We start from the raw sequence: 20871 nt of genomic DNA, 5'->3' as shown, positions 1-20871 counted from the left end.
GCAGGGATGAAGAGTTCACATTTTGTTGAACATTGTGCCGGGTTCATGCCGGGTGGCGGCTACGCCTTACCCGGCCTACTCCAGATTGTAGGCCCGGTAAGCGCAGCGCCACCGGGCGATGTTAAGGATTAGCGCGTTTTCACCAACAGCGTCAGCACTTCATAATGCGCGGTATGCGGGAACATATCGAACAGCTGAACGCGCTCAATGCGGTAGCCCGGCAGGTGGGCGATGTCTTTCGCCATGGTTTGCGCGTTGCAGCTGGAGTAGACGATAAAATCGGGCGCCATCTGGCTGAGGTAGTCGCACAGGGCGTTGCCAATTCCCCGGCGCGGCGGGTTGACCAGCACCAGTTCCGGCACGTTGCCCTGCCCGGTGGCGAACTGCGTCGAGTCCAGCGCCTGGAAGTGCAGATTCGTTAGCCCCAGCTCGGCGGCGGACTGCTTCGCGCAGGCGATAGCCTCGGCGGAAATCTCGATGCCGGTCAGCTGCATTTCTGGCGTGGCGCAGTGCAGGCCGAAGCCGCCCACGCCGCAGAAGAGATCCCACATGTGGCTGATGTTCAGTGCGCGGACCCAGTCCCGCGCGGTGGCGTACAGCGCACTGGCAACTACCGGGTTAGTCTGGAAGAAGCTCTGCGGGCGTATCCACAGCGGGACGTTATTGAAGTTTTCTGCCAGCGCGTGCTGCTCGGTGAAGAAAATCTCTTTCTCCCCTTCCATGATCGCCATATGCACCGGCTGGATGTTTGCGGTGATGACCTTGAGCTGCGGATGCTGTTCCTGCAGCCACGGCAGCGCCGCGCGCAGCTGCTCCAGCTTAGTTTCCGAGCGCAGCACAACGCGCAGCATCATGCCGCCGTCAGTCTGGCTTTCGGTCAGCAGAAGGTATTTCAGCTCGCCGCGCTTGCGGGCGACGTTATAGGGCGTTAGCCCCGCGCGGGCGATAAACGGCTTAAGCGCGGCAAAGATCGGCTCAAACGAGACGGGATAGAGCGGACAGGCGGTGAGATCTTCCGGCGTGCCGTCGCGGTGCAGCATTCCCAGCAGCGGTTTTTCGACGCTGCCGCTGACGACCATTTTGGCTTTATTACGAAAGCCCTGCTCCGGGCCGCTGACGGGTGCGCACCACTCGCCCACCGCGTGTTCAGCCAGCAGCTGTTGCAGGTCGGTCATTTTGGCGGTGAGTTGTTGAGGGACCGGCTGCTCTATCCACTGACAGGAGCGGCAGCGACCGGCGTCATAGAGTGCGCACTGCATATGAAAACCTTAAGGATTACGAGGGCTGCGATTATACACATTATTGCAGGCGGAAGAATCTCCGACTGGAAGCCGGAAGGTAAAGCAGGCAGAGCACCAGAATATCCGGTAGCTTTTGCATCACCAGCGAATGGAAAATCTCGCGTTTCGATCCGCCGGCAATGCTGAACAGTTCCGGATAGCCGTAACCCAGCGAGGCGGCCCACAGATAGCTGGCCGCCGTCACCTGCGTCAGCAGGTAGACCCAGCGCGCCCAGTTTCGCCCTTTCACCAGCGAGAACGCGCAGTAAATCTCGATAAACACCAGCACCAGGCTGCTCAAAAAGACCAGCGTCAGATTCCACGTCTGCACGCTGCGGTGAATGAATTCGCCGATGCCGCGCGCGCCCAGGGTGTTGAGGATCATCAGCACATCAAGACAGCGGATCATAATAATGGCGAGCGCCGCCACCTGCACCAGCGCAGGAACGTTCGGACGAGCGTGCGTATGACGTGTTTTTTGAAAGAATCCCAATGTTTTACTTCCCTGAAAAACAGTGCCGCGTCATGCGCGGCACTTCACTGGAAATTTTAAATGCTTCAGCCGCGTCTTGCACGCTGGATATCACGCACGCGCTGTTTTTCCGCGCGCGCCATCAAATACCAGGCGATAAATCCGACAATTCCGACCACGCCGAGGATAATTGACGCCAGGGCGTTAATCTCCGGGTTCACCCCCATGCGCACGCTGGAGAAGACCAGCATCGGCAGCGTCGTCGCGCCCGGCCCGGAGACAAAGCTGGCGATAACCAGATCGTCCAGCGAAAGCGTAAACGCCAGCAGCCAGCCGGATATCACCGCCGGCATAATCATCGGCAGCGTGATGATGAAGAAGACCTTCAGCGGCGTCGCGCCGAGATCCATCGCCGCCTCCTCAATCGAGCGGTCCAGCTCGCGCAAGCGCGAGGAGATCACCACCGCCACGTAGGCGGTACAGAACGTGACGTGCGCCAGCCAGATGGTCAACATGCCGCGATCCGCAGGCCAGCCGATGGCGTGCGCCAGGGCCACAAACAGCAGCAGCAGCGATAGGCCGGTGATCACGTCCGGCATCACCAGCGGGGCGGTGATCATAAAGGCAAAGCCGTTCGCGCCGCGAAAACGCCCGAAGCGCACCATCACCAGCGCGGCGATAGTGCCCAGCACGCAGGCCATCGTCGCCGCCAGCGCGGCAATCGTCAGGCTCAAGCCCACCGCGCTCATCATCGCGTCGTCGTGGAACAGCTCGCTGTACCAGCGCGTCGACCAGCCCACCCAGACCGTCACCAGCTTAGAGCTGTTGAACGAATAGATCACCAGCATCAGCATGGGCGCATACAGAAAGGTAAAGCCAATCACCAGGATCAGAATTCGCCACGGGGAGCGCACTACCGGTAGGTTGTTCATCCGCGATCTCCCATCTGTTTCTGCTGATGCTTGTGGAACCACATGATCGGCACGATCAGCAGCAGTAACATCACGATCGCCACCGCCGAGGCCACCGGCCAGTCGCGGTTGTTGAAGAACTCCTGCCACAGCACGCGGCCAATCATGATGCTGTCCGGGCCGCCGAGCAGTTCCGGGATCACGAACTCCCCCACCGCCGGAATAAAGACCAGCATTGATCCGGCGATAATGCCGCCTTTGGTCAGCGGGACAATGACGCTGAAGAAGGTTTTTAGCGGTCGGGCGCCGAGATCGAGCGACGCTTCCACCAGCGAGTAATCAATGCGGGTCAGCGCCGTATAGATCGGCAGCACCATAAACGGCAGATAGGCGTACACAATGCCGATATAAACCGCGAGGTTGGTATGCAGGATCGTCAGCGGCTGGTCGATCACCCCGAGCCACATGAGAAAGTTATTCAGCACGCCGTTGTTTTTCAGGATCCCCATCCACGCATACACGCGGATCAGGAACGAGGTCCACGACGGCAGGATCACCAGCAGCAGCAGAATGTTGCGCGTCGACGGCTTGCTGTGCGCCACCGCCCACGCCAGCGGGTAGCCCATCAGCAGACAGCAGATCGTCGAGATCGCCGCCACCTGCAGCGACTGCAAATAGGCTTCGAAATAGAGCGGATCGTCGGTGAGCTGCAGGAAATTGCCGAGATTAAGCGTCAGCGTCAGCTGCCCGTCGGCCCAGTCCAGCAGGTTGGTATACGGCGGGATCGCCCGCGCCATCTCCGCCAGGCTGATCTTAAAGACGATCAGGAACGGCAGCAGGAACAGCAGGATCAGCCAGACGTACGGCATGGCGATGACCAGCTTGCGGCCGTGGTTCATCTGCATACGCGCCAGCCAGTGCCCAAAGCCGCCCGGCTTTTTGACGCGGGCTGGAGGTTCAAGTGTGCTCATGATCGCTCCTTATACCGTCAGTACGACGCAGCTGTCCGCGTCCCAGCACAGGCGCACTTCGTCGCCCCAGGTTGGCTGTCCCTTGCGATACCGGTGCTCGTTTTGCAGCTGGGCGCTGAGCATTTGTCCGCTTTTCAGGCGCACGTGATAGATGGAGAGATCGCCCAGATAGGCAATATGCACCACTTCCCCGACGGCGAAGTTATAGCCGTCGGCGGGCGGCTCATCGCAGAGCATGATTTTTTCCGGGCGCAGGGCCACGTAGACCGGCACGTTGTCCACCACGGAGTTATCAGGGTCAACTTTCAGCGGATGAACCAGCCCCGGCGATTCAATCACCAGCCCGTCCTCCTGGCGGTCTTTCAGCAGCCCCTCGAAGACGTTCACCGACCCGATAAACTCCGCGCTGTAGCGGGTGGTCGGGTGCTCATAAATCTCTTCCGGCTCGCCAATCTGCACGAACTTCCCGCGGTTCATGATCGCAATACGTCCGGCCATGGTCATCGCCTCTTCCTGGTCGTGGGTCACCATCACGCAGGTCACCCCCACGCGTTCAAGGATGTCCACCACTTCCAGCTGCATGCGGTCGCGCAGTTTTTTATCCAGCGCCCCCATCGGCTCGTCAAGCAGCAGCAGCTTCGGGCGTTTCGCCAGGCTGCGCGCCAGCGCCACGCGCTGACGCTGGCCGCCGGAGAGCTGGTGCGGCTTACGCTTCGCGAACTCCTGCATGTGTACGAGGCTCAGCATCTCGGCCACGCGCGCGGTGATTTCGGCCTTCGGCAGCTTGTCCTGCTTCAGGCCAAAGGCGATGTTCTGCTCCACCGTCATGTGCGGAAACAGCGCGTAAGACTGGAACATCATGTTAATCGGGCGCTGATACGGCGGCACGCTGGAGAGATCGACCCCATCGAGCACGATCTGCCCGGCGGTCGGCTGCTCAAACCCGGCCAGCATACGCAGCAGGGTGGATTTACCGCAGCCCGATGCGCCAAGCAGCGCGAAGATTTCGCCTTTGTAGATCGTCAGGCTGACGTCGTCCACGGCGTGCTGGCCGTCGAAAGATTTGGTGAGGTTACGAATTTCAAGCAGCGGGGTCAGCGCTTTACGGACTTTCGCCTGCGGGCGGGGGATCGCGTCATTCACGGGGTGTTCTCCGGTAGAGATCAAAACGGGTGCAAACGCACCGTCATGGTGCGCATCGCCGGGCGGCGCTAGCGCTTGCCCGGCCTACATCTGACAAACGCTATTTGCCGCTTTTCACCTTGGTCCACGCGCGGGTGCGCACGCGATCAATTTTCGGGTCCTGGACCTTCAGGGTGAACAGCTTGGCGAATACGTCCGCAGGCGGGTAGATAGCCGGGTTATTGCGGATCGCTTCGCTCACCAGCGGCACGGACGCCTTATTGCCGTTAGCGTAGTAGACGTGGTCGCTGATGTGGGCAATCACGTCCGGACGCATCAGGTAGTTGAGGAACTGATAGGCTTCGTCTTTGTTTTTCGCATCAGCAGGCATCGCGAAAACGTCGAAGAAGGCCAGCGCCCCCTCTTTCGGAATGAAGTAGGAAACGTTCACGCCGTTTTTGGCTTCTTTAGCACGGTTTGCCGCCTGCCAGACGTCGCCCGCCCAGCCGATAGCCACGCAGATGTCGCCGTTTGCCAGGTCGTTGATGTACTGCGACGAGTGGAAGTAGCGAATGTTTGGACGCAGCTTCAGCAGCAGATCGGTTGCCGGGCCGGTGTAGTCGTCGGCCTTGCTGCTGTTCGGATCTTTGCCGAGATAGTTAAGCACGGTGGCGAAGATCTCTTCCGGCGCATCGAGGAAGGAGACGCCGCAGCTTTTCAGCTTCGCGAGGTTTTCCGGCTTCAGCACCACGTCCCAGCTGTCCAGCTTCACGTCAGGCCCCAGCGCCGCTTTCACTTTATCGACGTTAAAGCCGATGCCGGTGGTCGCCCAGAGATAAGGCATGGCATATTTGTTGTCCGGGTCGTGTTTCGAAACGAGCTTCAACACCTCCGGATCTAGGTTTTTCCAGTTCGGTAACTTGCTCTTATCCAGCGGCTGGAACACGCCCGCGGTGAGCTGACGCTCCAGGAAGCTCGCAGATGGCACCACGAGATCAAAGCCGGTGCTGCCTGCCATCAGCTTGCCTTCCAGCACTTCGTTGGAATCGAACACGTCATAGACCACTTTAATGCCGGTCTCTTTTTCAAAATTGGCGACGGTATCCGGCGCAATATAGTCAGACCAGTTATAAACGTGGAGCGTTTTTTGTTCCGCAGCGAGCGTGCCGGCAGAGACGGCCATCAGAGCACCCGCAACCAGACCCGATAACCATTTTTTATTCAAGGCGATCATATCTTTATTCCTTCTGAAAGCTCGTTAACAAACGAGCTAAAACTGTGCAATCTGAAGATATGCAATAATCATGCATAGTTTGTCGCTCTGCCCGAAATAAAAATAACGCCCTTTATCCGGCAGGATCCGCTCGCTTTTTTAAGCATCGCAAGAATAACTGTAGCCCGTGTCTCCGGCTATAGCCCAGATGAAAAAACGCCTTTTATCAATTTTTTATGCAGGTTATGTCTACGGGATAAGCCGAAATGGCCTCAGAGGAGGTGAAAAATTCTTTACAGGAAGGTTAAAAGCAGCAGAAAAAATGGTGTTACGCAGCCGCTCTGGCAGCGACTGCGCAAAAGTCAGGCAGGCTTAGTGAAGAAAATTGGGAGATGCATCATTATTCTCTGCATCGTCTTCGGTGCTGTACAGCAGATGATGCGCGTTGGCTTCCATCATCACCATCGAAATTTGCTCTTCGCTCAGGCGCATAAACCAGGCAAACTGCTTGAACGAAAGCCCGGCACCGGAGAATAAAGACTGGCAAACCACCAGCTTCGGCAGATTATCATCCTGTATGTCCAGAAACGCTTTCACCGTCAAAGAACTGGCGTTAATCGCTGACAGGTCGGAGGCCAGCGCCAGCAGCGCAGAGGGTTTCACCTCAGCCAGCGCCGAGAAAAGAATGACGTCGTTAATCAGATCGACTTTGGCATCGAAAATACCGTCGAAATTTTGCATATGAGGCAGATGCAGCGCCTGGCAGGAGTCGCATTCAAAGAAGGTGATACCGGCATCATCAAGCCATTGACGTAACGTATCCAGTGTAGGGACGACCTGTAAATCCATCGCTGTGCAGCCTCTTCAATATAATCTGTGCATAGGGTACGCAAAAAGCGCGCGGTAATCTATTCAACCACCCGTTTTAAGACAGTAGCCCGGCGTCGCATGACGCTCGATCCATGCGATCATTTTACCCGCAATATCGACGCCTGTGGTTTTTTCCACGCCTTCGAGCCCCGGCGAGGCGTTAACTTCCATCACCAGCGGCCCGCGCGTCGCCCGCAGCAGGTCAACGCCCGCCACGTCCAGCCCCAGCGTTTGCGCCGCCTTTACGGCAATCTCGCGTTCACGCTCGCTGATCTCTGCCACCCGCGCCACGCCCCCGCGATGGAGATTTGAACGGAAATCGCCCTCTTTCGCCTGACGCTCAATGGCGGCGACCACCTCATTTCCAACCACGAAGCAGCGAATATCGCGCCCTTTGGCCTCTTCGATATACTCCTGCACCAGAATGTGAGCGTTAAGGCCGCGAAAGGCGTCAATCACGCTTTCAGCCGCCTGGCGCGTTTCCGCCAGCACCACGCCAATGCCTTGGGTGCCTTCCACCAGCTTGATAACCAGCGGCGCACCGCCCACCATGTCGATCAGGTCGCTGGTGTCGTCCGGCGAATGGGCAATCCCGGTGACGGGCAGATCGATCCCCTGACGCGCAAGCAGCTGCAGCGAGCGCAGCTTATCGCGGGCGCGGGAGATAGCGACGGATTCATTGAGGGGGTAACTGCCCAGCATTTCAAACTGGCGCAGCGCGGCGGTGCCGTAATAGGTAATCTGGGAGCCAATGCGCGGGATCACCGCATCAAAGTGGGGAAGCTTGCGGCCTTTGTAATGAATCGACGACGCGGCGGGGTCGATGTTCATATAGCAGGACATCGGATCGAGGATCTCGATCTGATGCCCGCGTTTCGCCGCTGCTTCTCGCAGGCGTTTACATGAATAGAGCGTTCCATCCCGGGACAATATGGCAATTTTCACCCTGCACCTCTCTAACGACATGGGAAAAGCCTGCATATCATACAGAAGGAACTATCGCGTCGCCCAGCCTTGTTTATGCAGATAATCGAGAATAAACGGGCGATTTTCCTTGATGATGGTGCGACGAATATGGTCGGTCCAGGTATCGCGGCGGTTGTTGCTGTCGCGCGTCAGGTAATAGTTCGCCAGCTCTTCGTCGTATTGATTCAGCACGTCCTGATCCACCGGCTGGTAGTGATTTTCATGTACCAGCATCGCGGCGGGAATGCGCGGCTTCAGATCCGGGTTATCCGCCGGCCAGCCGAGGCACAGGCCGAACAGCGGCAGGACATGTTTTGGCAGCTTGAGCAGCTCGGTCACGCTTTCGATGTTGTTACGCAGGCCGCCGATATAGACGCCGCCTAATCCCAGCGATTCCGCCGCCGTGAAGGCATTTTGCGCCATCAGCGCGGTATCCACCACGCCCAGCAGCAGCTGTTCGGCCAGGCCCAGTTCCGCTTCAGGGCAGATCTGCAGATGGCGGTTAAAGTCGGCGCAGAACACCCAAAATTCGGCAGCCTGGGCCACGTGCTTCTGCCCGCCCGTCAGCGTCACCAGCTGTTCGCGCATCGCCGGATCGGTGATGCGGATAATAGAGCTGCACTGCAGGAAACTTGAGCTGGACGTGCCTCTCGCGCTGTCGACGATCGCTTCGCGCTGGGCCTGGGTGATTGGCTCATCGGTAAAATGGCGAATGGAGCGGTGGGAACGGAGCAGGTCAATAGTTGGCGTCATTCTTTCTCTCTTTGTCTGTCTTTACGCGGTATGGCTGCCAGTATAGGCAAAGATGAAGAGCATGTAATTGGCGAAACATAGCTCGTAGATATTAAAGCGACAGGCGAAACCTTCTTTCCATGACGGCAGGTTATCGTGCACTATAGCGTTATTCGCCGTCAGGCTTGTTTTTTGAGGAGAGAGAAATGTTTGCAGTAATTTTTGGTCGTCCAGGATGCCCTTACTGCGTGCGCGCAAAAGAGCTGGCTGAGAAACTGACAGAAGAGCGTGATGACTTCAACTTCCGCTACGTGGACATTCACGCGGAAGGCATCAGCAAAGCGGATCTGGAAAAAACCGTGGGTAAACCGGTTGAAACCGTACCGCAGATCTTCCTCGATCAGAAACACATTGGCGGCTGCACTGATTTCGAAGCCTACGCCAAAGAAAATCTGGGCCTGTTTGCCGCTCAGTAATGCACAGACGCCCTCTCCGCGAGGGCGTTTTTAGTTTTGCCGTTTCCGTCTGTGCAGCAGGCTACGCACAAAAAGGAAGCAGAGCGCGCCCAGCGCGCACCAGAATACCCCGCTCAGCAACCACGCCAGCTCCTGCCAGACGCTTCTGGATGAGATATACATTAAGCGCATCATGAGCAGGCACAGAGGCGCGGCAAGCATCGCCCCCAGCAGCGGCTTTACCACCTCGCCATTACGCGAGAGAAAGCTTGCCACCGCCCCAGGCAAAAGGAAAAAGAGCAGCCCGAGTTCAGGATGACCTGACGCTCTGAACGCACCCTTCACATTAAATGCGAGCGACATACACACGACCGTGAACAGCAAAAAGCAGCTGACCACACCCGCCCAGTTTCGTTTATTGTTCACACAATCCTCCTGACTACATCTCTATCAAATACACATTCGTCCGGTGGACGCCCAGTCAGATAAAGCAATGTGGCAATCCGTGCCAAAGCCCGCATACGGTTATGCGATAATAGGTAGCTGTCGATAGCTAATACGATTAAACTATCCGCTTGCTATTGTTTTAGGGAATTTATTAGGAAGCAGGGAATGTTGTCGTTTTCCCTGACGCTAAAAACAGTAGCCCAAATAGTCCTTTCATTCAACAACTTACTGGTAAACAAGAAGTTAGCCTCCGTGAATATAAACGTCGCAGACTTGTTAAATGGGAATTACATCCTGTTATTATTTGTGGTACTGGCGTTGGGCCTCTGCCTGGGTAAATTGCGCCTGGGGTCAGTTCAACTTGGTAATTCCATTGGCGTTTTAGTCGTCTCCTTATTATTAGGTCAGCAGCATTTCAGCATTAACACGGACGCGCTCAACTTAGGCTTTATGCTGTTTATTTTTTGTGTTGGCGTGGAAGCGGGGCCGAACTTTTTTTCGATTTTCTTCCGCGACGGCAAAAATTATCTGATGCTGGCGCTGGTGATGGTCGGCAGCGCCCTGCTGATTGCGTTAGGGCTGGGCAAACTGTTTGGCTGGGATATCGGGTTAACGGCCGGTATGCTGGCCGGCGCTATGACCTCCACGCCGGTTCTGGTCGGTGCGGGTGATACGTTACGCCATTCCGGCATGGCCGGTTCCCAACTCTCTACTGCACTTGACCACCTGAGCCTGGGCTATGCCCTGACCTATCTGATTGGTCTTGTGAGCCTGATTGTCGGCGCGCGCTACCTGCCGAAGCTGCAGCATCAGGACCTGCAGACCAGCGCCCAGACCATCGCCCGCGAGCGCGGCCTGGATACTGACTCCAAGCGTAAAGTCTACCTCCCGGTGATCCGCGCCTATCGCGTTGGGCCTGAGCTGGTGGCCTGGGCGGACGGTAAAAACCTGCGCGAGCTGGGTATTTATCGCCAGACCGGCTGCTACATCGAGCGTATTCGCCGCAACGGCATTCTGGCGAACCCGGACGGCGACGCGGTGCTGCAGATGGGCGATGACATCGCGCTGGTGGGTTACCCGGATGCGCACGCGCGCCTCGACCCCAGCTTCCGTAACGGCAAAGAGGTGTTCGACCGCGACCTGCTCGACATGCGCATCGTTACCGAAGAGATCGTGGTGAAAAACCATAACGCCGTGGGCCGCCGTCTGGCGCAGCTGAAGCTGACCGACCACGGCTGCTTCCTCAACCGCGTGATCCGCAGCCAGATTGAGATGCCTATCGACGATAACGTCGTGCTCAACAAAGGCGACGTTCTGCAGGTCAGCGGCGACGCGCGACGCGTGAAAACCGTTGCCGACCGCATCGGCTTTATCTCCATTCACAGCCAGGTCACCGATCTGCTGGCCTTCTGCGCCTTCTTTATTGTTGGCCTGATGATCGGGATGATCACCTTCCAGTTCAGCAACTTTAGCTTCGGCATCGGTAACGCCGCCGGACTGCTGTTCGCCGGGATCATGCTGGGCTTCCTGCGAGCGAACCATCCAACCTTCGGCTATATCCCGCAGGGGGCGCTGAACATGGTGAAAGAGTTCGGTCTGATGGTGTTTATGGCAGGCGTTGGCTTGAGTGCCGGTAGCGGCATTGGCCATAGCCTTGGCGCCGTCGGCTGGCAGATGTTGGTTTCCGGACTTATCGTCAGCCTGGTACCGGTCGTTATCTGTTTCCTGTTCGGCGCCTACGTGCTGCGCATGAACCGCGCCCTGCTCTTCGGGGCCATGATGGGCGCGCGTACCTGTGCGCCTGCCATGGAAATCATCAGCGATACCGCGCGCAGCAACATCCCGGCCCTGGGGTATGCAGGCACCTATGCCATCGCTAACGTACTGCTCACGCTGGCGGGTACGCTGATCATCATCATCTGGCCAGGACTCGGATAAGTCTCAAGTTTGCGCGTGGTGAAAATTATTTTCGTTACGCGCAGAACTTTTTTATCAGGGGGCAGTCATAACTAGTGCCACTGCTTTTCTTTGATGTCCCCAATTTGTGGAGCCCATCAACCCCGCCGTTTTGGTTCAAGGTTGATGGGTTTTTTGTTGCCTGAAATTCAGACCCTGTAAAATCAATCGTTTACAACATCACTTTCACTTGCATGGCGACAAAGTGGCGGCAGCGCTAAGACAGCCATGGTAGCTCCAGACCGGAAGGTCCGTAGATATAGCCACCACTTATCCAAAACTTCCCACCGTGTTTAGATCCGTATATGTAGTTACCACTTATCCAGTATTTCCCAGAATTCCTTGGCCCATAGATGTATCCTCCTGAAATCCAGAAGCGGCCTGAATCTTTAGGCCCGTAAATGTAGTTGTTACTTATCCAATACTTACCAGAACTCATAGACTCTCCCTACTTACGATTCCTCACATTGCAGACGAAAGAAAAGTTAACATGCATCAATCGCCTGAAATGATTTGCGGGTAGCAAATTGGCGTTACAACGTAAGTTCGTTTTGCGGATATCAGTCATAAAAAAAACCGCCACTGGCGGGTTAGTATCAGTAAGCTAATTGTTCCTGCATTCCTTTCGGATGAGGTGGTGCGGCGCTGATTTTTTGCGGACGGCAGACAGAACGGACAAAAATTTCATGCGTCACGAACGTATGCCCGCACTCGATATTAGCACACTGGTTGTATCGTTCTTTGGTTTCGCTGGAAACCTGAAAGCTACTGCGTGTATGCGCGGCCTGGCCGCACATCAGAAGAACCCGACTCACGCCGAAGCGTTCAGCTTTGGCGACCCGATCCCGGTGCTGAACCGCCGCGAACTGCTGGACTATGTGGAATGCGTGCAGATAGGTAAGTGGTATGAGCCGCCAGTGAGTTTTGACGGGCTGGCGCGGACCTATCGTGCGGCCGTGCATCACAGCTCACCGATTGCCGTGAAGCGCAACATCCTGACCAGCACGTTTCCCGCACCCGCTGCTGAGCCAGCAGGCATTCAGCCGCTTTGTGGAGGATTATTTGGTGTTCGGTAATGCATATCTGGAGAAACGGACGAACCGGCTAGGCGGCATTCTGTCGCTGGAGCCATCGCTGGCGAAATACACCCGCCGCGGAATCGATCTCGATACCTACTGATTTGTGCAATACGGCATGACTACACAGCCCTATGAGTTTACCAAAGGCAGCATATTTCACCTGATGGAGCCGGACCTGAACCAGGAGATTTACGGCCTCCCGGAATACCTGTCCGCCATCCCTTCCGGCCTGCTCAACGAGTCCGCCACCCTGTTCCGCCGCAAGTATTACATCAACGGCAGCCACGCGGGGTTCATCATGTACATGACCGATGCCGCGCAGAACCAGGAGGACGTGAACAATATCCGCCAGGCGATGAAAAGCGCCAAAGGGCCGGGCAACTTCCGCAACCTGTTTATGTACTCGCCCAACGGCAAAAAGGACGGGATTCTGATCATCCCGCTGTCAGAGGTCGCGGCAAAGGATGAGTTTCTGAACATCAAGAACGTGAGCCGGGACGACATGATGGCGGCGCACCGCGTTCCGCCGCAGATGATGGGGATTATGCCGAGTAACGTTGGGGGGTTTGGGGATGTGGAGAAGGCAAGTGTGGTATTTGTCAGAAACGAGTTGTCGCCCCTTCAGAAACGATTGCAGGAAATTAATGGCTGGATAGGCGATAATATAATAAAACTCGAGAACTATAATCTAACTTAATTATCAGGGCCGTAACACGGCCCTACCACCTAAAAATCAAGGTCTACTCGAATATCCGGATATTTTTTCATCACCCTAATATCAGTTAGTAAATGCCAGCGCCAGAATACTGAAAACGGGTATGATACACTGCACATTGCTGCTAATTTTTCTTTTGCCTCCTGAATTTCAGCAAGGGTACTTCTCGCACTAACAAGTTTCATACGCCAACCAGTAAAGTAATATAACTCCTCTTGTAACTTCTCTGTTAAGTTTACCTTTGTAATACCTCTCAAACCAGTAGTAGATGAATTAAAACATTTATCTATTAACTCGACAGTATTTAAAACCTTTCTGCTGGCCCTTTTTCTTCTAGGGTAAACCTGAACACCACTAGTTATAGCGTTCCCAGCTAAATGGACTATTTCGCTAAAAACGTCAAAATTATCATCTGTACAATCTAGTAAATTTTCATAAGAATCACTTTTAATACTATTACAGCGACTACACGCAAGGAATAAATTATCCCAATCATATTTTATGGCAGCAATACCTCGATGAGGTATAAAATGCTCGATCTCTGGATCCATAAGATTACCTTGCTCACACAAATAACACTTCCCATGAAATATGGTTTCCAAGGCATTTACCACAGTAACATGATTATAGACATTTCTTGCCAAGCATGCAGGCGCAGAGATATTTCTTTTGACATTAAACATCTTCTTCCCTTTCGCTATAATCTAAATGTTTACTTTTAGCGAGCATAACTGCAGCTTTCGCAGACTTATCTAAAAAGTCAATGTTTTTTTCCAATAAGTTAAGTACTTTATCAAATCTATCATCGAAGATATTTTTTTCAGTAAAACCTATCAACTCTTCGACCATAGAATTTAATCTATTTGAAGATACATCCTCTCCGAGCAATCCTTTTATAATAGATGTGTATGAGTAGAGTGATAAATCACCCATCTGATCCAATGTTGAAAGATTGAATACAACTGCATCAGAAACTGACTGAATTACAAAAGGCGAATGGGTAGTAACAATAAATTGCATATTTGGGAAGGAGGATGAAAAAAAGCTGAATACTTTCTTTTGAAGTGTAACGTGAAGGTGAGCATCAATCTCATCGATTAATACAATCCCGTTCATATCATGTTTATTAATCTTGTCCAATTCAGCTTTAATTAATAAATCAGCGTATATAGAGAGAATTGATGAAAATCCAGAAGATAACTGGTCTAATCCAAATGGTTCTTTATTATCTTGTAAAAGATAGATTTTGAGCTTTTCCAAATCAAAATCCATTTTTAGACTATCATCTTCAAACAGCTCTTTTAAATCATTATTGATACTCTCTATAATATTAAAAACCCGCTGAGAGTCACTTTCATTTCCTGAACCCTTACTAACAAGCGCATAATTCCACAATGCAACAATATATCTTTCAAAATACATACCAGCATCTATTTTAGAATTGTTATCTTGAGCTTGTGAATATTCACTCAGCAACAAGTTTAAGCTACTAATCCTCCCGTCATTTTTTATATTAGCCTCACGAATAGCAGGGAACAACCTTATTATTGATTTCTTTTCCTTTACAGAAACCCTAAAATCAACCAATTCATTAAATATAATATTAAAATCATCAAAATCAGCTAATTGCTGTGTTAGAGATTCGACTGTGGATAAAAAATAGCTATAATTCCCTTCTCCACGATTACTATACTCCAGATTTTGCTTGTAATTTTCAAGCTCCTTTATAAGCTGGTCTTTAGTGAATGGATTATGAGAATCGACTGATTTTTCAATAAAATTAAATATCCTTTCAATCAGCTTTGTTTTCCCCGAACCATTGTTACCTGAGATTATTAGATTTTTACCTCCAAGTTTTAGCTCGTAAGGCCCTTCGTTTCTCTTAAAAAGAATATTTTCAATAAAATATCGCATTAGACATACCTTCCTTTGGATAGATGCTGGCAATAATATATTACTAGGTATGGATTTTCATCTTTTGGTAGATGTTTATGATTACGCGCGCTCGTATCCCCGCCACGCCTGCCCGCTTTGTGTAGTGGTTTTCATGCAGGTGCATGACAGGCCGGAAAGCGCGCCAGTTCTGGCGGCCCCGACCCATTGCGATCCTTTTTAGATCATGCGAATCCATGCACCATAGACATGCACTGCGTTCTCAAACCGCAGGGTGCCATATGAGAGGGAGTTTCCCATCGTGCGGAATCACTAATGCGTACTCTCATCCTGCCCTACTCCATATTCATTCAGCCTGATAACCAGATCGCTTGTCAGCTCCGACAGTCACGAAATCGCAACCTCCTTGTCGTCATCGCTACAATCTGAGCTGGCAACCAGCTGGGCCATAAGTTCTATCCGCTGCAGTGCAAGTGACTCCATGAACAAATCGTTCACAACTCCCTCCCAATATTACTGTTTATATACACAGAAAATCATGTAATTTTAAAGCTGAAATAGTTTTTTACTCAGCTAACTCTTTGATTAATAGATATGCCATTTCTCTGCGCTGTCAGTACCACTGACGCCATTTGTCATCCTCCTGTAGGCGCTGGTTCCGGTAGAACAGGCGCAGCCCGGCTCCAGATGGCAGGCTGCCGCCACGCAGAAGCAGATCCACTTCCGTTTCACTGGCGTCAAAGCCTCTGGACAGCAACTCCGCATCAAGCTGTAGCTACATTGCCAAATGGCGACAAAGTGGCGACAGCGGTTGGCATTGCCCCGTAATCACCGCTCCTAATAACCAATATAACTATTTGATTATATAGAAATTGTTATTTTCACTAACCCGATTGCATAAATGGGTTTTTTGTTGCCTGAAATTCCCGTACCTCTCATCTCTGCTTCTCTCCTGCAATCAAAACATATATGATTATACATATATAAACTATTACACCTGCAGGAACTCCCATGCTCCACCCGCTCCAGCTCTTCAAAACCCTCGCCGACGAAACGCGGCTCGCCATCGTCATGCTGCTCCGTGAAGCGGGAGAATTGTGCGTCTGCGATCTCTGCGCCGCGACCACAGAGTCGCAGCCGAAGGTCTCCCGCCACATGGCGCTGCTGCGCGAGTCCGGGCTGGTTATTGACCGTCGCGAGGGGAAATGGGTCTATTACCGCCTCTCTCCCACCATGCCTGCGTGGGCGGCAACCGTTATCGACTCCAGCTGGAACTGCCTGCGGGAAGAGACGCGCATGAAGCTGAAAAACAAACTTCCGGGTTCGTGCTAAGCAAAACACATTCACAAAAACAGATGTAACGGAGTAAAAAATGTTTCTGGCAGGGGCTATTTTTCTGTTTACGCTGGTACTGGTCATCTGGCAGCCCAAAGGGCTCAGTATCGGCTGGAGCGCCACCATCGGCGCCGTGCTGGCACTGGCCAGCGGCGTGATTCACATTAACGATATACCGGTCGTGTGGAATATCGTCTGGAACGCCACGGCAACCTTCATCGCCGTCATCATCATCAGCCTGCTGCTGGATGAGTCCGGCTTTTTCGAGTGGGCGGCGCTGCACGTTGCCCGCTGGGGAAAGGGTCGCGGGCGAATGCTGTTTACGTATATCGTGCTGCTGGGCGCAGCCGTGGCGGCGCTGTTTGCCAATGACGGTGCGGCGCTGATCCTGACCCCTATCGTCATCGCCATGCTGCTGGCGCTGGGGTTCAGCAAGCAGGCCACGCTGGCCTTCGTGATGGCAGCAGGTTTTATCGCCGATACCGCCAGCCTGCCGCTGATTGTGTCCAACCTGGTCAACATCGTGTCGGCAGACTTCTTCAAGCTGGGGTTCAGCGAATACGCCTCGGTGATGATCCCGGTGGATATCGCCGCGATCGCCGCAACGCTGGTGATGCTGCATCTCTTCTTCCGCAAGGAAATTCCCCCGGAATATGACCTGGCAAAACTCCGCGAGCCCGCGCGGGCCATTCACGATCTCCCAACGTTCAGAACGGGCTGGATCGTCCTGCTGCTTCTGCTTGTCGGTTTCTTCGTACTTGAACCTCTCGGTATTCCGGTCAGCGCCATTGCGACCGTCGGCGCGCTGATTTTATTCGCTGTCGCAAAGCGCGGACATGCGATAAACACCGGAAAAGTGCTGCGCGGCGCACCGTGGCAAATCGTTATCTTCTCGCTGGGGATGTACCTGGTGGTGTATGGCCTGCGCAATGCCGGGCTGACGGAATATCTCTCAGGCGTACTGGATAGTCTGGCCGGACACGGGCTGTGGGCTACCACGCTGGGTACCGGGTTCATCACCGCGTTCCTGTCATCCATAATGAATAATATGCCCACGGTGCTGATCGGCGCGCTCTCCATTGAGGGCAGTACGGCGACGGGATTGATCAAGGAAGCGATGATTTACGCTAACGTGATTGGCTGCGATCTGGGGCCGAAAATCACGCCTATCGGCAGCCTTGCCACCCTGCTCTGGCTCCACGTGCTGGCGCAGAAAAACATGACGATCGCCTGGGGCTACTATTTCCGGACAGGCATCATTATGACGCTGCCGGTCCTGTTTGTGACGCTCGCCGCGCTGGCGCTACGTCTCTCCTTCACCCTGTAATGAGCCACTGATATGAGCCACATCACTATCTACCACAACCCCGCCTGCGGCACCTCGCGCAACACGCTGGAGATGATCCGCAACAGCGGCACGGAGCCAGAGATTATCCTCTATCTGGAAACCCCACCGTCGCGCGATAAGCTAGCCACCCTGATTGCCGAGATGGGAATTCAGGTGCGGGATCTGCTGCGTAAAAACGTGGAGCCCTATGAGCAGCTCGGCCTTGCCGAAGATAACTTCACCGACGACCAGCTTATCGATTTTATGCTGCAACATCCGATTTTGATCAACCGCCCGATTGTGGTGACGCCCCTGGGCACTCGCCTGTGTCGCCCTTCAGAAGTCGTCCTCGACATCCTGCCGGACGCGCAGAAAGGGGCGTTTACAAAAGAGGATGGCGAAGCCATCGTGGACGCCAGCGGGAAACAGATCGTCCACAAGTAGATATACCCGGGGCAAGGGATACCTAACGGCCGCCCTCGCACGCTATCCGCCCGACCATCGCCCGGATCTCTTCGCGAGTTAACGGCGCGCGGTCGGTCACATAGTGCAGCGTCATTCCTTCAATAAACGCGTCCAGCGCGCGGGCGGTGACCGGGTCGAACCACTGCTCCAACGTATCCTGGCTCATCTTCATCCAGTCCTGCATCACCGTTTTCAGCGCCGCGCTGCAGTGCATGAAGGCGTAGAGCTGATACATCAGCGCCATGTTGTGCGGCGTCGTCACCTGCGAGCTGTGGATTAAGGAGGTGATAGCCTCGCACGCCATCTCAGGGCCGGTGACGCCAGCGAAGAAATCCCGGTACTGCTGCGACATCTGCCGGGTGAACCACGTGAAGGCCTCCTCCAGCAGCGGCTCCATGCCGTCGAAATAGTAGGTCATCGACCCCAGCGGTACGCCCGCGCAGCTGGCAATTTTACGGTGCGTGACGGCATGGATGCCGTGCTCGGCAATGGTGTCCAGGGTCGCCTGCAGAATTTTTTCCCGGCGGTGCGGATCGTTCGGTGGTCTGCTCATAAATTCCTCATCCGGTTTATGTACAAATGTACACAAACTTGCTAGTGTTGTCGCTATTGTTGTACTTCTGGTGCTATCCCAATGACGCAGACCTCTCCCCGCAAAGCCCTGCAGCTCCGCATGTGGGCGCTGTTTATGTTCTTCTTTATTCCAGGGCTGTTAATGGCCTCCTGGGCGACGCGTACGCCTGCGATCCGCGATATTTTGTCCGTCTCCACGGCAGAAATGGGCATAGTGCTCTTCGGCCTCTCGATAGGCTCGATGAGCGGCATTCTCTGCTCCGCGTGGCTGGTCAAGCGCTTCGGCACGCGGGCGGTGATCCGCACCACCATGTGCTGCGCGGTGTTCGGAATGGTGGTGCTGAGCGTCGCGCTCTGGTTTGCCTCGCCTATCCTGTTTGCGCTGGGGCTGACGGTATTTGGCGGCAGCTTCGGCTCGGCGGAAGTAGCAATTAACGTCGAAGGGGCCGCCGTCGAGCAGGAGATGAACAAAACCGTGCTGCCGATGATGCACGGTTTTTACAGCCTCGGCACGCTGGCGGGGGCTGGCGTAGGGATGGCGCTAACGGCGCTGGGCATTGCGGCCAACCTGCATATTTTGCTGGCAGCGCTGGTGTGTATTATCCCGATCCTGACCGGTATCCGATTGATCCCTGACGGCACGGGTAAAAACTCCGCTAACGAACACAAATCGGCTGAAAAAGGGCTGCCGTTCTACCGCGATATGCAGCTAATGCTGATTGGCGTGGTGGTGCTGGCGATGGCCTTTGCCGAAGGCTCTGCCAACGACTGGCTGCCGCTGCTGATGGTGGACGGACACGGCTTTAGCCCAACCTCCGGCTCGCTGATTTACGCCGGGTTTACCCTGGGCATGACCGTCGGGCGCTTTACCGGCGGCTGGTTTATTGACCGCTATAGCCGCGTGGCCGTTGTGCGCGCCAGTGCTCTGCTCGGCGGGTTAGGTATCGCGATGATCATCTTTGTGGACGTGGACTGGATTGCCGGCGTTTCGGTGATCCTGTGGGGATTGGGCGCGTCGCTTGGCTTCCCGCTGACCATTTCCGCCGCCAGCGATACCGGCCCGGATGCGCCAACGCGCGTCAGCGTGGTGGCAACCACCGGCTATCTCGCCTTCCTGGTAGGGCCACCGCTACTCGGTTTCCTGGGCGAGCACTACGGGTTGCGCAGCGCCATGCTGGTGGTATTAGGATTAGTGCTTATCGCAGCGCTGGTGGCGCGGGCGGTGGCAAAGCCGGAAGCAGAACACACGACACTGGAGAAGGGATATGAGCGTTAAACTGATTGCAGTCGACATGGATGGTACCTTTCTTAGCGATGCTAAGACCTACAATCGCGAACGTTTTCTGGCGCAGTATGCGCGCATGAAGGAGCAAGGCATTCGCTTCGTCGTCGCCAGTGGCAACCAGTATTACCAGCTGATCTCTTTCTTCCCGGAGATCGCGCATGAGATCGCCTTCGTGGCCGAAAACGGCGGCTGGGTGGTTGATGCCGGGGAAGACGTGTTCAACGGTGAGCTGACGAAAGCACATTTCGACGCCGTCGCGGCGGTGTTACTCGACGTGCCGGGCATTGAGATTATTGCCTGCGGGAAAGGCAGCGCCTATACGCTTAACGCCTATGACGATGCGTTCATTGATATTGCGTCAAAATACTATCACCGCCTCGAACGGGTGAATGACTTCAACAACCTGAGCGATATTTTCTTCAAATTCGGGCTTAACGTCTCTGACGACGAAATCCCACTGATTCAGCCCATGCTGCATGAAAAGCTGGGCGATATCATGGTGCCCGTCACCACCGGGCACGGCAGTATCGACCTGATTATCCCCGGCGTGCATAAGGCTAACGGCCTGCGGATCCTGCAGCAGCGCTGGGGGATTGAGGACGATGAGGTGGTGGCCTTTGGCGACAGCGGGAACGACGTGGAAATGCTGCGTCAGTCAGGATTCAGCTTCGCGATGGCCAATGCCAGACCGCATATTAAAGCCATTGCCCGCTTTGAAGCGCCGCATAACAACGAAGAAGGCGTTTTAAACGTGATTGAGAAGGCATTGAACGGGGACGCGCCGTTTCATTGATCGCGTGCGGC

Annotated in this window: 22 protein-coding genes and 1 pseudogene; 8 read left to right on the top strand and 15 right to left on the bottom strand. The window is 54.4% G+C overall.

Going from position 1 to position 20871, the window contains the following annotated elements; genetic code table 11:
• Positions 1-128: 128 nt before the first annotated feature.
• The 9 genes from rlmC to nfsA form a co-directional block, all read right to left on the bottom strand.
• Positions 129-1259, bottom strand: a complete 1131-nt coding sequence (rlmC, locus tag VPX56_RS07720; RefSeq protein ID WP_326470901.1) for a 23S rRNA (uracil(747)-C(5))-methyltransferase RlmC — start codon at positions 1257-1259, stop codon at positions 129-131.
• Positions 1260-1299: 40 nt separating this feature from the next.
• Positions 1300-1773 (bottom strand): YbjO family protein, encoded by a 474-nt coding sequence (locus tag VPX56_RS07715; protein WP_326470899.1) that lies wholly within the window; start codon positions 1771-1773, stop codon positions 1300-1302.
• A 65-nt stretch (positions 1774-1838) separates the two neighbouring features.
• Positions 1839-2684, bottom strand: a complete 846-nt coding sequence (gene potI, locus VPX56_RS07710) for a putrescine ABC transporter permease PotI (protein WP_326470897.1) — start codon at positions 2682-2684, stop codon at positions 1839-1841.
• Positions 2681-3634, bottom strand: coding sequence for a putrescine ABC transporter permease PotH (potH, locus tag VPX56_RS07705; RefSeq protein ID WP_263611147.1), 954 nt, complete (start codon positions 3632-3634; stop codon positions 2681-2683). Before potH ends, potI begins: the two co-directional genes overlap by 4 nt.
• Positions 3635-3643: 9 nt before the next feature.
• Complete coding sequence (gene potG / locus VPX56_RS07700; RefSeq protein WP_131632878.1) at positions 3644-4777, bottom strand: putrescine ABC transporter ATP-binding subunit PotG; 1134 nt, start codon at positions 4775-4777, stop codon at positions 3644-3646.
• 100 nt (positions 4778-4877) lie between these two features.
• Positions 4878-5990 carry a spermidine/putrescine ABC transporter substrate-binding protein PotF gene (gene potF / locus VPX56_RS07695; protein WP_131632879.1) on the bottom strand — a complete coding sequence of 371 codons (1113 nt, stop codon included), beginning with the start codon at positions 5988-5990 and terminating at the stop codon, positions 4878-4880.
• 351 nt (positions 5991-6341) lie between these two features.
• The gene (locus tag VPX56_RS07690; protein WP_131632881.1) at positions 6342-6818 is read right to left on the bottom strand and encodes a YbjN domain-containing protein; all 477 of its coding nucleotides are present in this window, start codon (positions 6816-6818) and stop codon (positions 6342-6344) included.
• Between the two features lie 63 nt (positions 6819-6881).
• Positions 6882-7784: a 30S ribosomal protein S6--L-glutamate ligase gene (rimK, locus tag VPX56_RS07685; protein WP_131632882.1), complete on the bottom strand. Its 903-nt coding sequence runs from the start codon at positions 7782-7784 to the stop codon at positions 6882-6884.
• A gap of 51 nt (positions 7785-7835) precedes the next feature.
• On the bottom strand, positions 7836-8558 hold the full coding sequence (nfsA, locus tag VPX56_RS07680) for a nitroreductase NfsA (RefSeq protein ID WP_131632883.1): 723 nt from the start codon (positions 8556-8558) through the stop codon (positions 7836-7838).
• Between the two features lie 185 nt (positions 8559-8743).
• On the opposite strand from nfsA, the gene VPX56_RS07675 reads away from it, so the two are divergent.
• Positions 8744-9013, top strand: a complete 270-nt coding sequence (locus VPX56_RS07675) for a GrxA family glutaredoxin (protein ID WP_014069504.1) — start codon at positions 8744-8746, stop codon at positions 9011-9013.
• 30 nt (positions 9014-9043) lie between these two features.
• On the opposite strand, the gene VPX56_RS07670 is transcribed toward VPX56_RS07675, so the two are convergent.
• Positions 9044-9418, bottom strand: coding sequence for an inner membrane protein YbjM (locus VPX56_RS07670; RefSeq protein WP_131632884.1), 375 nt, complete (start codon positions 9416-9418; stop codon positions 9044-9046).
• Between the two features lie 273 nt (positions 9419-9691).
• On the opposite strand from VPX56_RS07670, the gene VPX56_RS07665 reads away from it, so the two are divergent.
• A complete protein-coding gene (locus VPX56_RS07665) occupies positions 9692-11377 on the top strand; it encodes an aspartate:alanine antiporter (protein WP_119934927.1) in 1686 nt (561 codons plus the stop codon).
• 614 nt (positions 11378-11991) lie between these two features.
• Here the strand turns inward: VPX56_RS07665 and VPX56_RS07660 are convergent.
• A complete protein-coding gene (locus VPX56_RS07660) occupies positions 11992-12192 on the bottom strand; it encodes an ogr/Delta-like zinc finger family protein (protein WP_326470890.1) in 201 nt (66 codons plus the stop codon).
• On the opposite strand from VPX56_RS07660, the pseudogene VPX56_RS07655 reads away from it, so the two are divergent.
• Positions 12172-13171, top strand: a pseudogene (locus VPX56_RS07655) (phage portal protein). The gene VPX56_RS07660 and the pseudogene VPX56_RS07655 sit on opposite strands and share 21 nt — an antisense overlap.
• 29 nt (positions 13172-13200) lie before the next feature.
• Here the strand turns inward: VPX56_RS07655 and VPX56_RS07650 are convergent.
• The 3 genes from VPX56_RS07650 to VPX56_RS07635 form a co-directional block, all read right to left on the bottom strand.
• Positions 13201-13872, bottom strand: coding sequence for an HNH endonuclease (locus VPX56_RS07650; RefSeq protein ID WP_326470888.1), 672 nt, complete (start codon positions 13870-13872; stop codon positions 13201-13203).
• On the bottom strand, positions 13865-15103 hold the full coding sequence (locus VPX56_RS07645; RefSeq protein ID WP_326470887.1) for an AAA family ATPase: 1239 nt from the start codon (positions 15101-15103) through the stop codon (positions 13865-13867). Before VPX56_RS07645 ends, VPX56_RS07650 begins: the two co-directional genes overlap by 8 nt.
• A gap of 592 nt (positions 15104-15695) precedes the next feature.
• Positions 15696-15839, bottom strand: coding sequence for a hypothetical protein (locus VPX56_RS07635; protein ID WP_218401841.1), 144 nt, complete (start codon positions 15837-15839; stop codon positions 15696-15698).
• A gap of 254 nt (positions 15840-16093) precedes the next feature.
• On the opposite strand from VPX56_RS07635, the gene VPX56_RS07630 reads away from it, so the two are divergent.
• The 3 genes from VPX56_RS07630 to arsC are packed head-to-tail and all read left to right on the top strand — an operon-like array spanning position 16094 to position 18188.
• Positions 16094-16414 (top strand): metalloregulator ArsR/SmtB family transcription factor, encoded by a 321-nt coding sequence (locus VPX56_RS07630; protein ID WP_131632918.1) that lies wholly within the window; start codon positions 16094-16096, stop codon positions 16412-16414.
• Between the two features lie 40 nt (positions 16415-16454).
• Positions 16455-17744: an arsenic transporter gene (locus tag VPX56_RS07625; protein ID WP_131632919.1), complete on the top strand. Its 1290-nt coding sequence runs from the start codon at positions 16455-16457 to the stop codon at positions 17742-17744.
• A gap of 12 nt (positions 17745-17756) precedes the next feature.
• Complete coding sequence (arsC, locus tag VPX56_RS07620; protein WP_131632920.1) at positions 17757-18188, top strand: glutaredoxin-dependent arsenate reductase; 432 nt, start codon at positions 17757-17759, stop codon at positions 18186-18188.
• A 22-nt stretch (positions 18189-18210) separates the two neighbouring features.
• Here arsC and VPX56_RS07615 read toward each other — a convergent pair whose 3' ends face one another.
• Positions 18211-18762 carry a TetR/AcrR family transcriptional regulator gene (locus VPX56_RS07615; RefSeq protein ID WP_326470880.1) on the bottom strand — a complete coding sequence of 184 codons (552 nt, stop codon included), beginning with the start codon at positions 18760-18762 and terminating at the stop codon, positions 18211-18213.
• 81 nt (positions 18763-18843) lie between these two features.
• Here VPX56_RS07615 and VPX56_RS07610 point away from each other — a divergent pair, with 81 nt between their 5' ends.
• Both VPX56_RS07610 and VPX56_RS07605 read left to right on the top strand, forming a co-directional pair.
• Positions 18844-20058 carry an MFS transporter gene (locus VPX56_RS07610; RefSeq protein WP_131632922.1) on the top strand — a complete coding sequence of 405 codons (1215 nt, stop codon included), beginning with the start codon at positions 18844-18846 and terminating at the stop codon, positions 20056-20058.
• Positions 20048-20860 carry a Cof-type HAD-IIB family hydrolase gene (locus VPX56_RS07605; RefSeq protein WP_326470877.1) on the top strand — a complete coding sequence of 271 codons (813 nt, stop codon included), beginning with the start codon at positions 20048-20050 and terminating at the stop codon, positions 20858-20860. The genes VPX56_RS07610 and VPX56_RS07605 overlap by 11 nt, the downstream gene beginning before the upstream one ends.
• Positions 20861-20871 lie beyond the last annotated feature (11 nt).

It is taken from the genome of Enterobacter wuhouensis, assembly GCF_035835995.1.
Lineage (GTDB): Bacteria > Pseudomonadota > Gammaproteobacteria > Enterobacterales > Enterobacteriaceae > Enterobacter > Enterobacter wuhouensis.
This window is presented reverse-complemented; position numbering and strand designations above follow the sequence as displayed.

Coding starts and splice junctions, on each gene's coding strand:
- VPX56_RS07690 (WP_131632881.1), bottom strand. CDS start 6,818: ATGGATTTACAGGTCGTCCCTACACTGGATACGTTACGTCAATGGCTT.
- VPX56_RS07605 (WP_326470877.1), top strand. CDS start 20,048: ATGAGCGTTAAACTGATTGCAGTCGACATGGATGGTACCTTTCTTAGC.
- VPX56_RS07615 (WP_326470880.1), bottom strand. CDS start 18,762: ATGAGCAGACCACCGAACGATCCGCACCGCCGGGAAAAAATTCTGCAG.
- VPX56_RS07650 (WP_326470888.1), bottom strand. CDS start 13,872: ATGTTTAATGTCAAAAGAAATATCTCTGCGCCTGCATGCTTGGCAAGA.
- VPX56_RS07630 (WP_131632918.1), top strand. CDS start 16,094: ATGCTCCACCCGCTCCAGCTCTTCAAAACCCTCGCCGACGAAACGCGG.
- VPX56_RS07645 (WP_326470887.1), bottom strand. CDS start 15,103: ATGCGATATTTTATTGAAAATATTCTTTTTAAGAGAAACGAAGGGCCT.
- VPX56_RS07610 (WP_131632922.1), top strand. CDS start 18,844: ATGACGCAGACCTCTCCCCGCAAAGCCCTGCAGCTCCGCATGTGGGCG.
- potH (WP_263611147.1), bottom strand. CDS start 3,634: ATGAGCACACTTGAACCTCCAGCCCGCGTCAAAAAGCCGGGCGGCTTT.
- rlmC (WP_326470901.1), bottom strand. CDS start 1,259: ATGCAGTGCGCACTCTATGACGCCGGTCGCTGCCGCTCCTGTCAGTGG.
- arsC (WP_131632920.1), top strand. CDS start 17,757: ATGAGCCACATCACTATCTACCACAACCCCGCCTGCGGCACCTCGCGC.
- VPX56_RS07675 (WP_014069504.1), top strand. CDS start 8,744: ATGTTTGCAGTAATTTTTGGTCGTCCAGGATGCCCTTACTGCGTGCGC.
- potI (WP_326470897.1), bottom strand. CDS start 2,684: ATGAACAACCTACCGGTAGTGCGCTCCCCGTGGCGAATTCTGATCCTG.
- nfsA (WP_131632883.1), bottom strand. CDS start 8,558: ATGACGCCAACTATTGACCTGCTCCGTTCCCACCGCTCCATTCGCCAT.
- VPX56_RS07625 (WP_131632919.1), top strand. CDS start 16,455: ATGTTTCTGGCAGGGGCTATTTTTCTGTTTACGCTGGTACTGGTCATC.
- VPX56_RS07660 (WP_326470890.1), bottom strand. CDS start 12,192: ATGTGCGGCCAGGCCGCGCATACACGCAGTAGCTTTCAGGTTTCCAGC.
- potF (WP_131632879.1), bottom strand. CDS start 5,990: ATGATCGCCTTGAATAAAAAATGGTTATCGGGTCTGGTTGCGGGTGCT.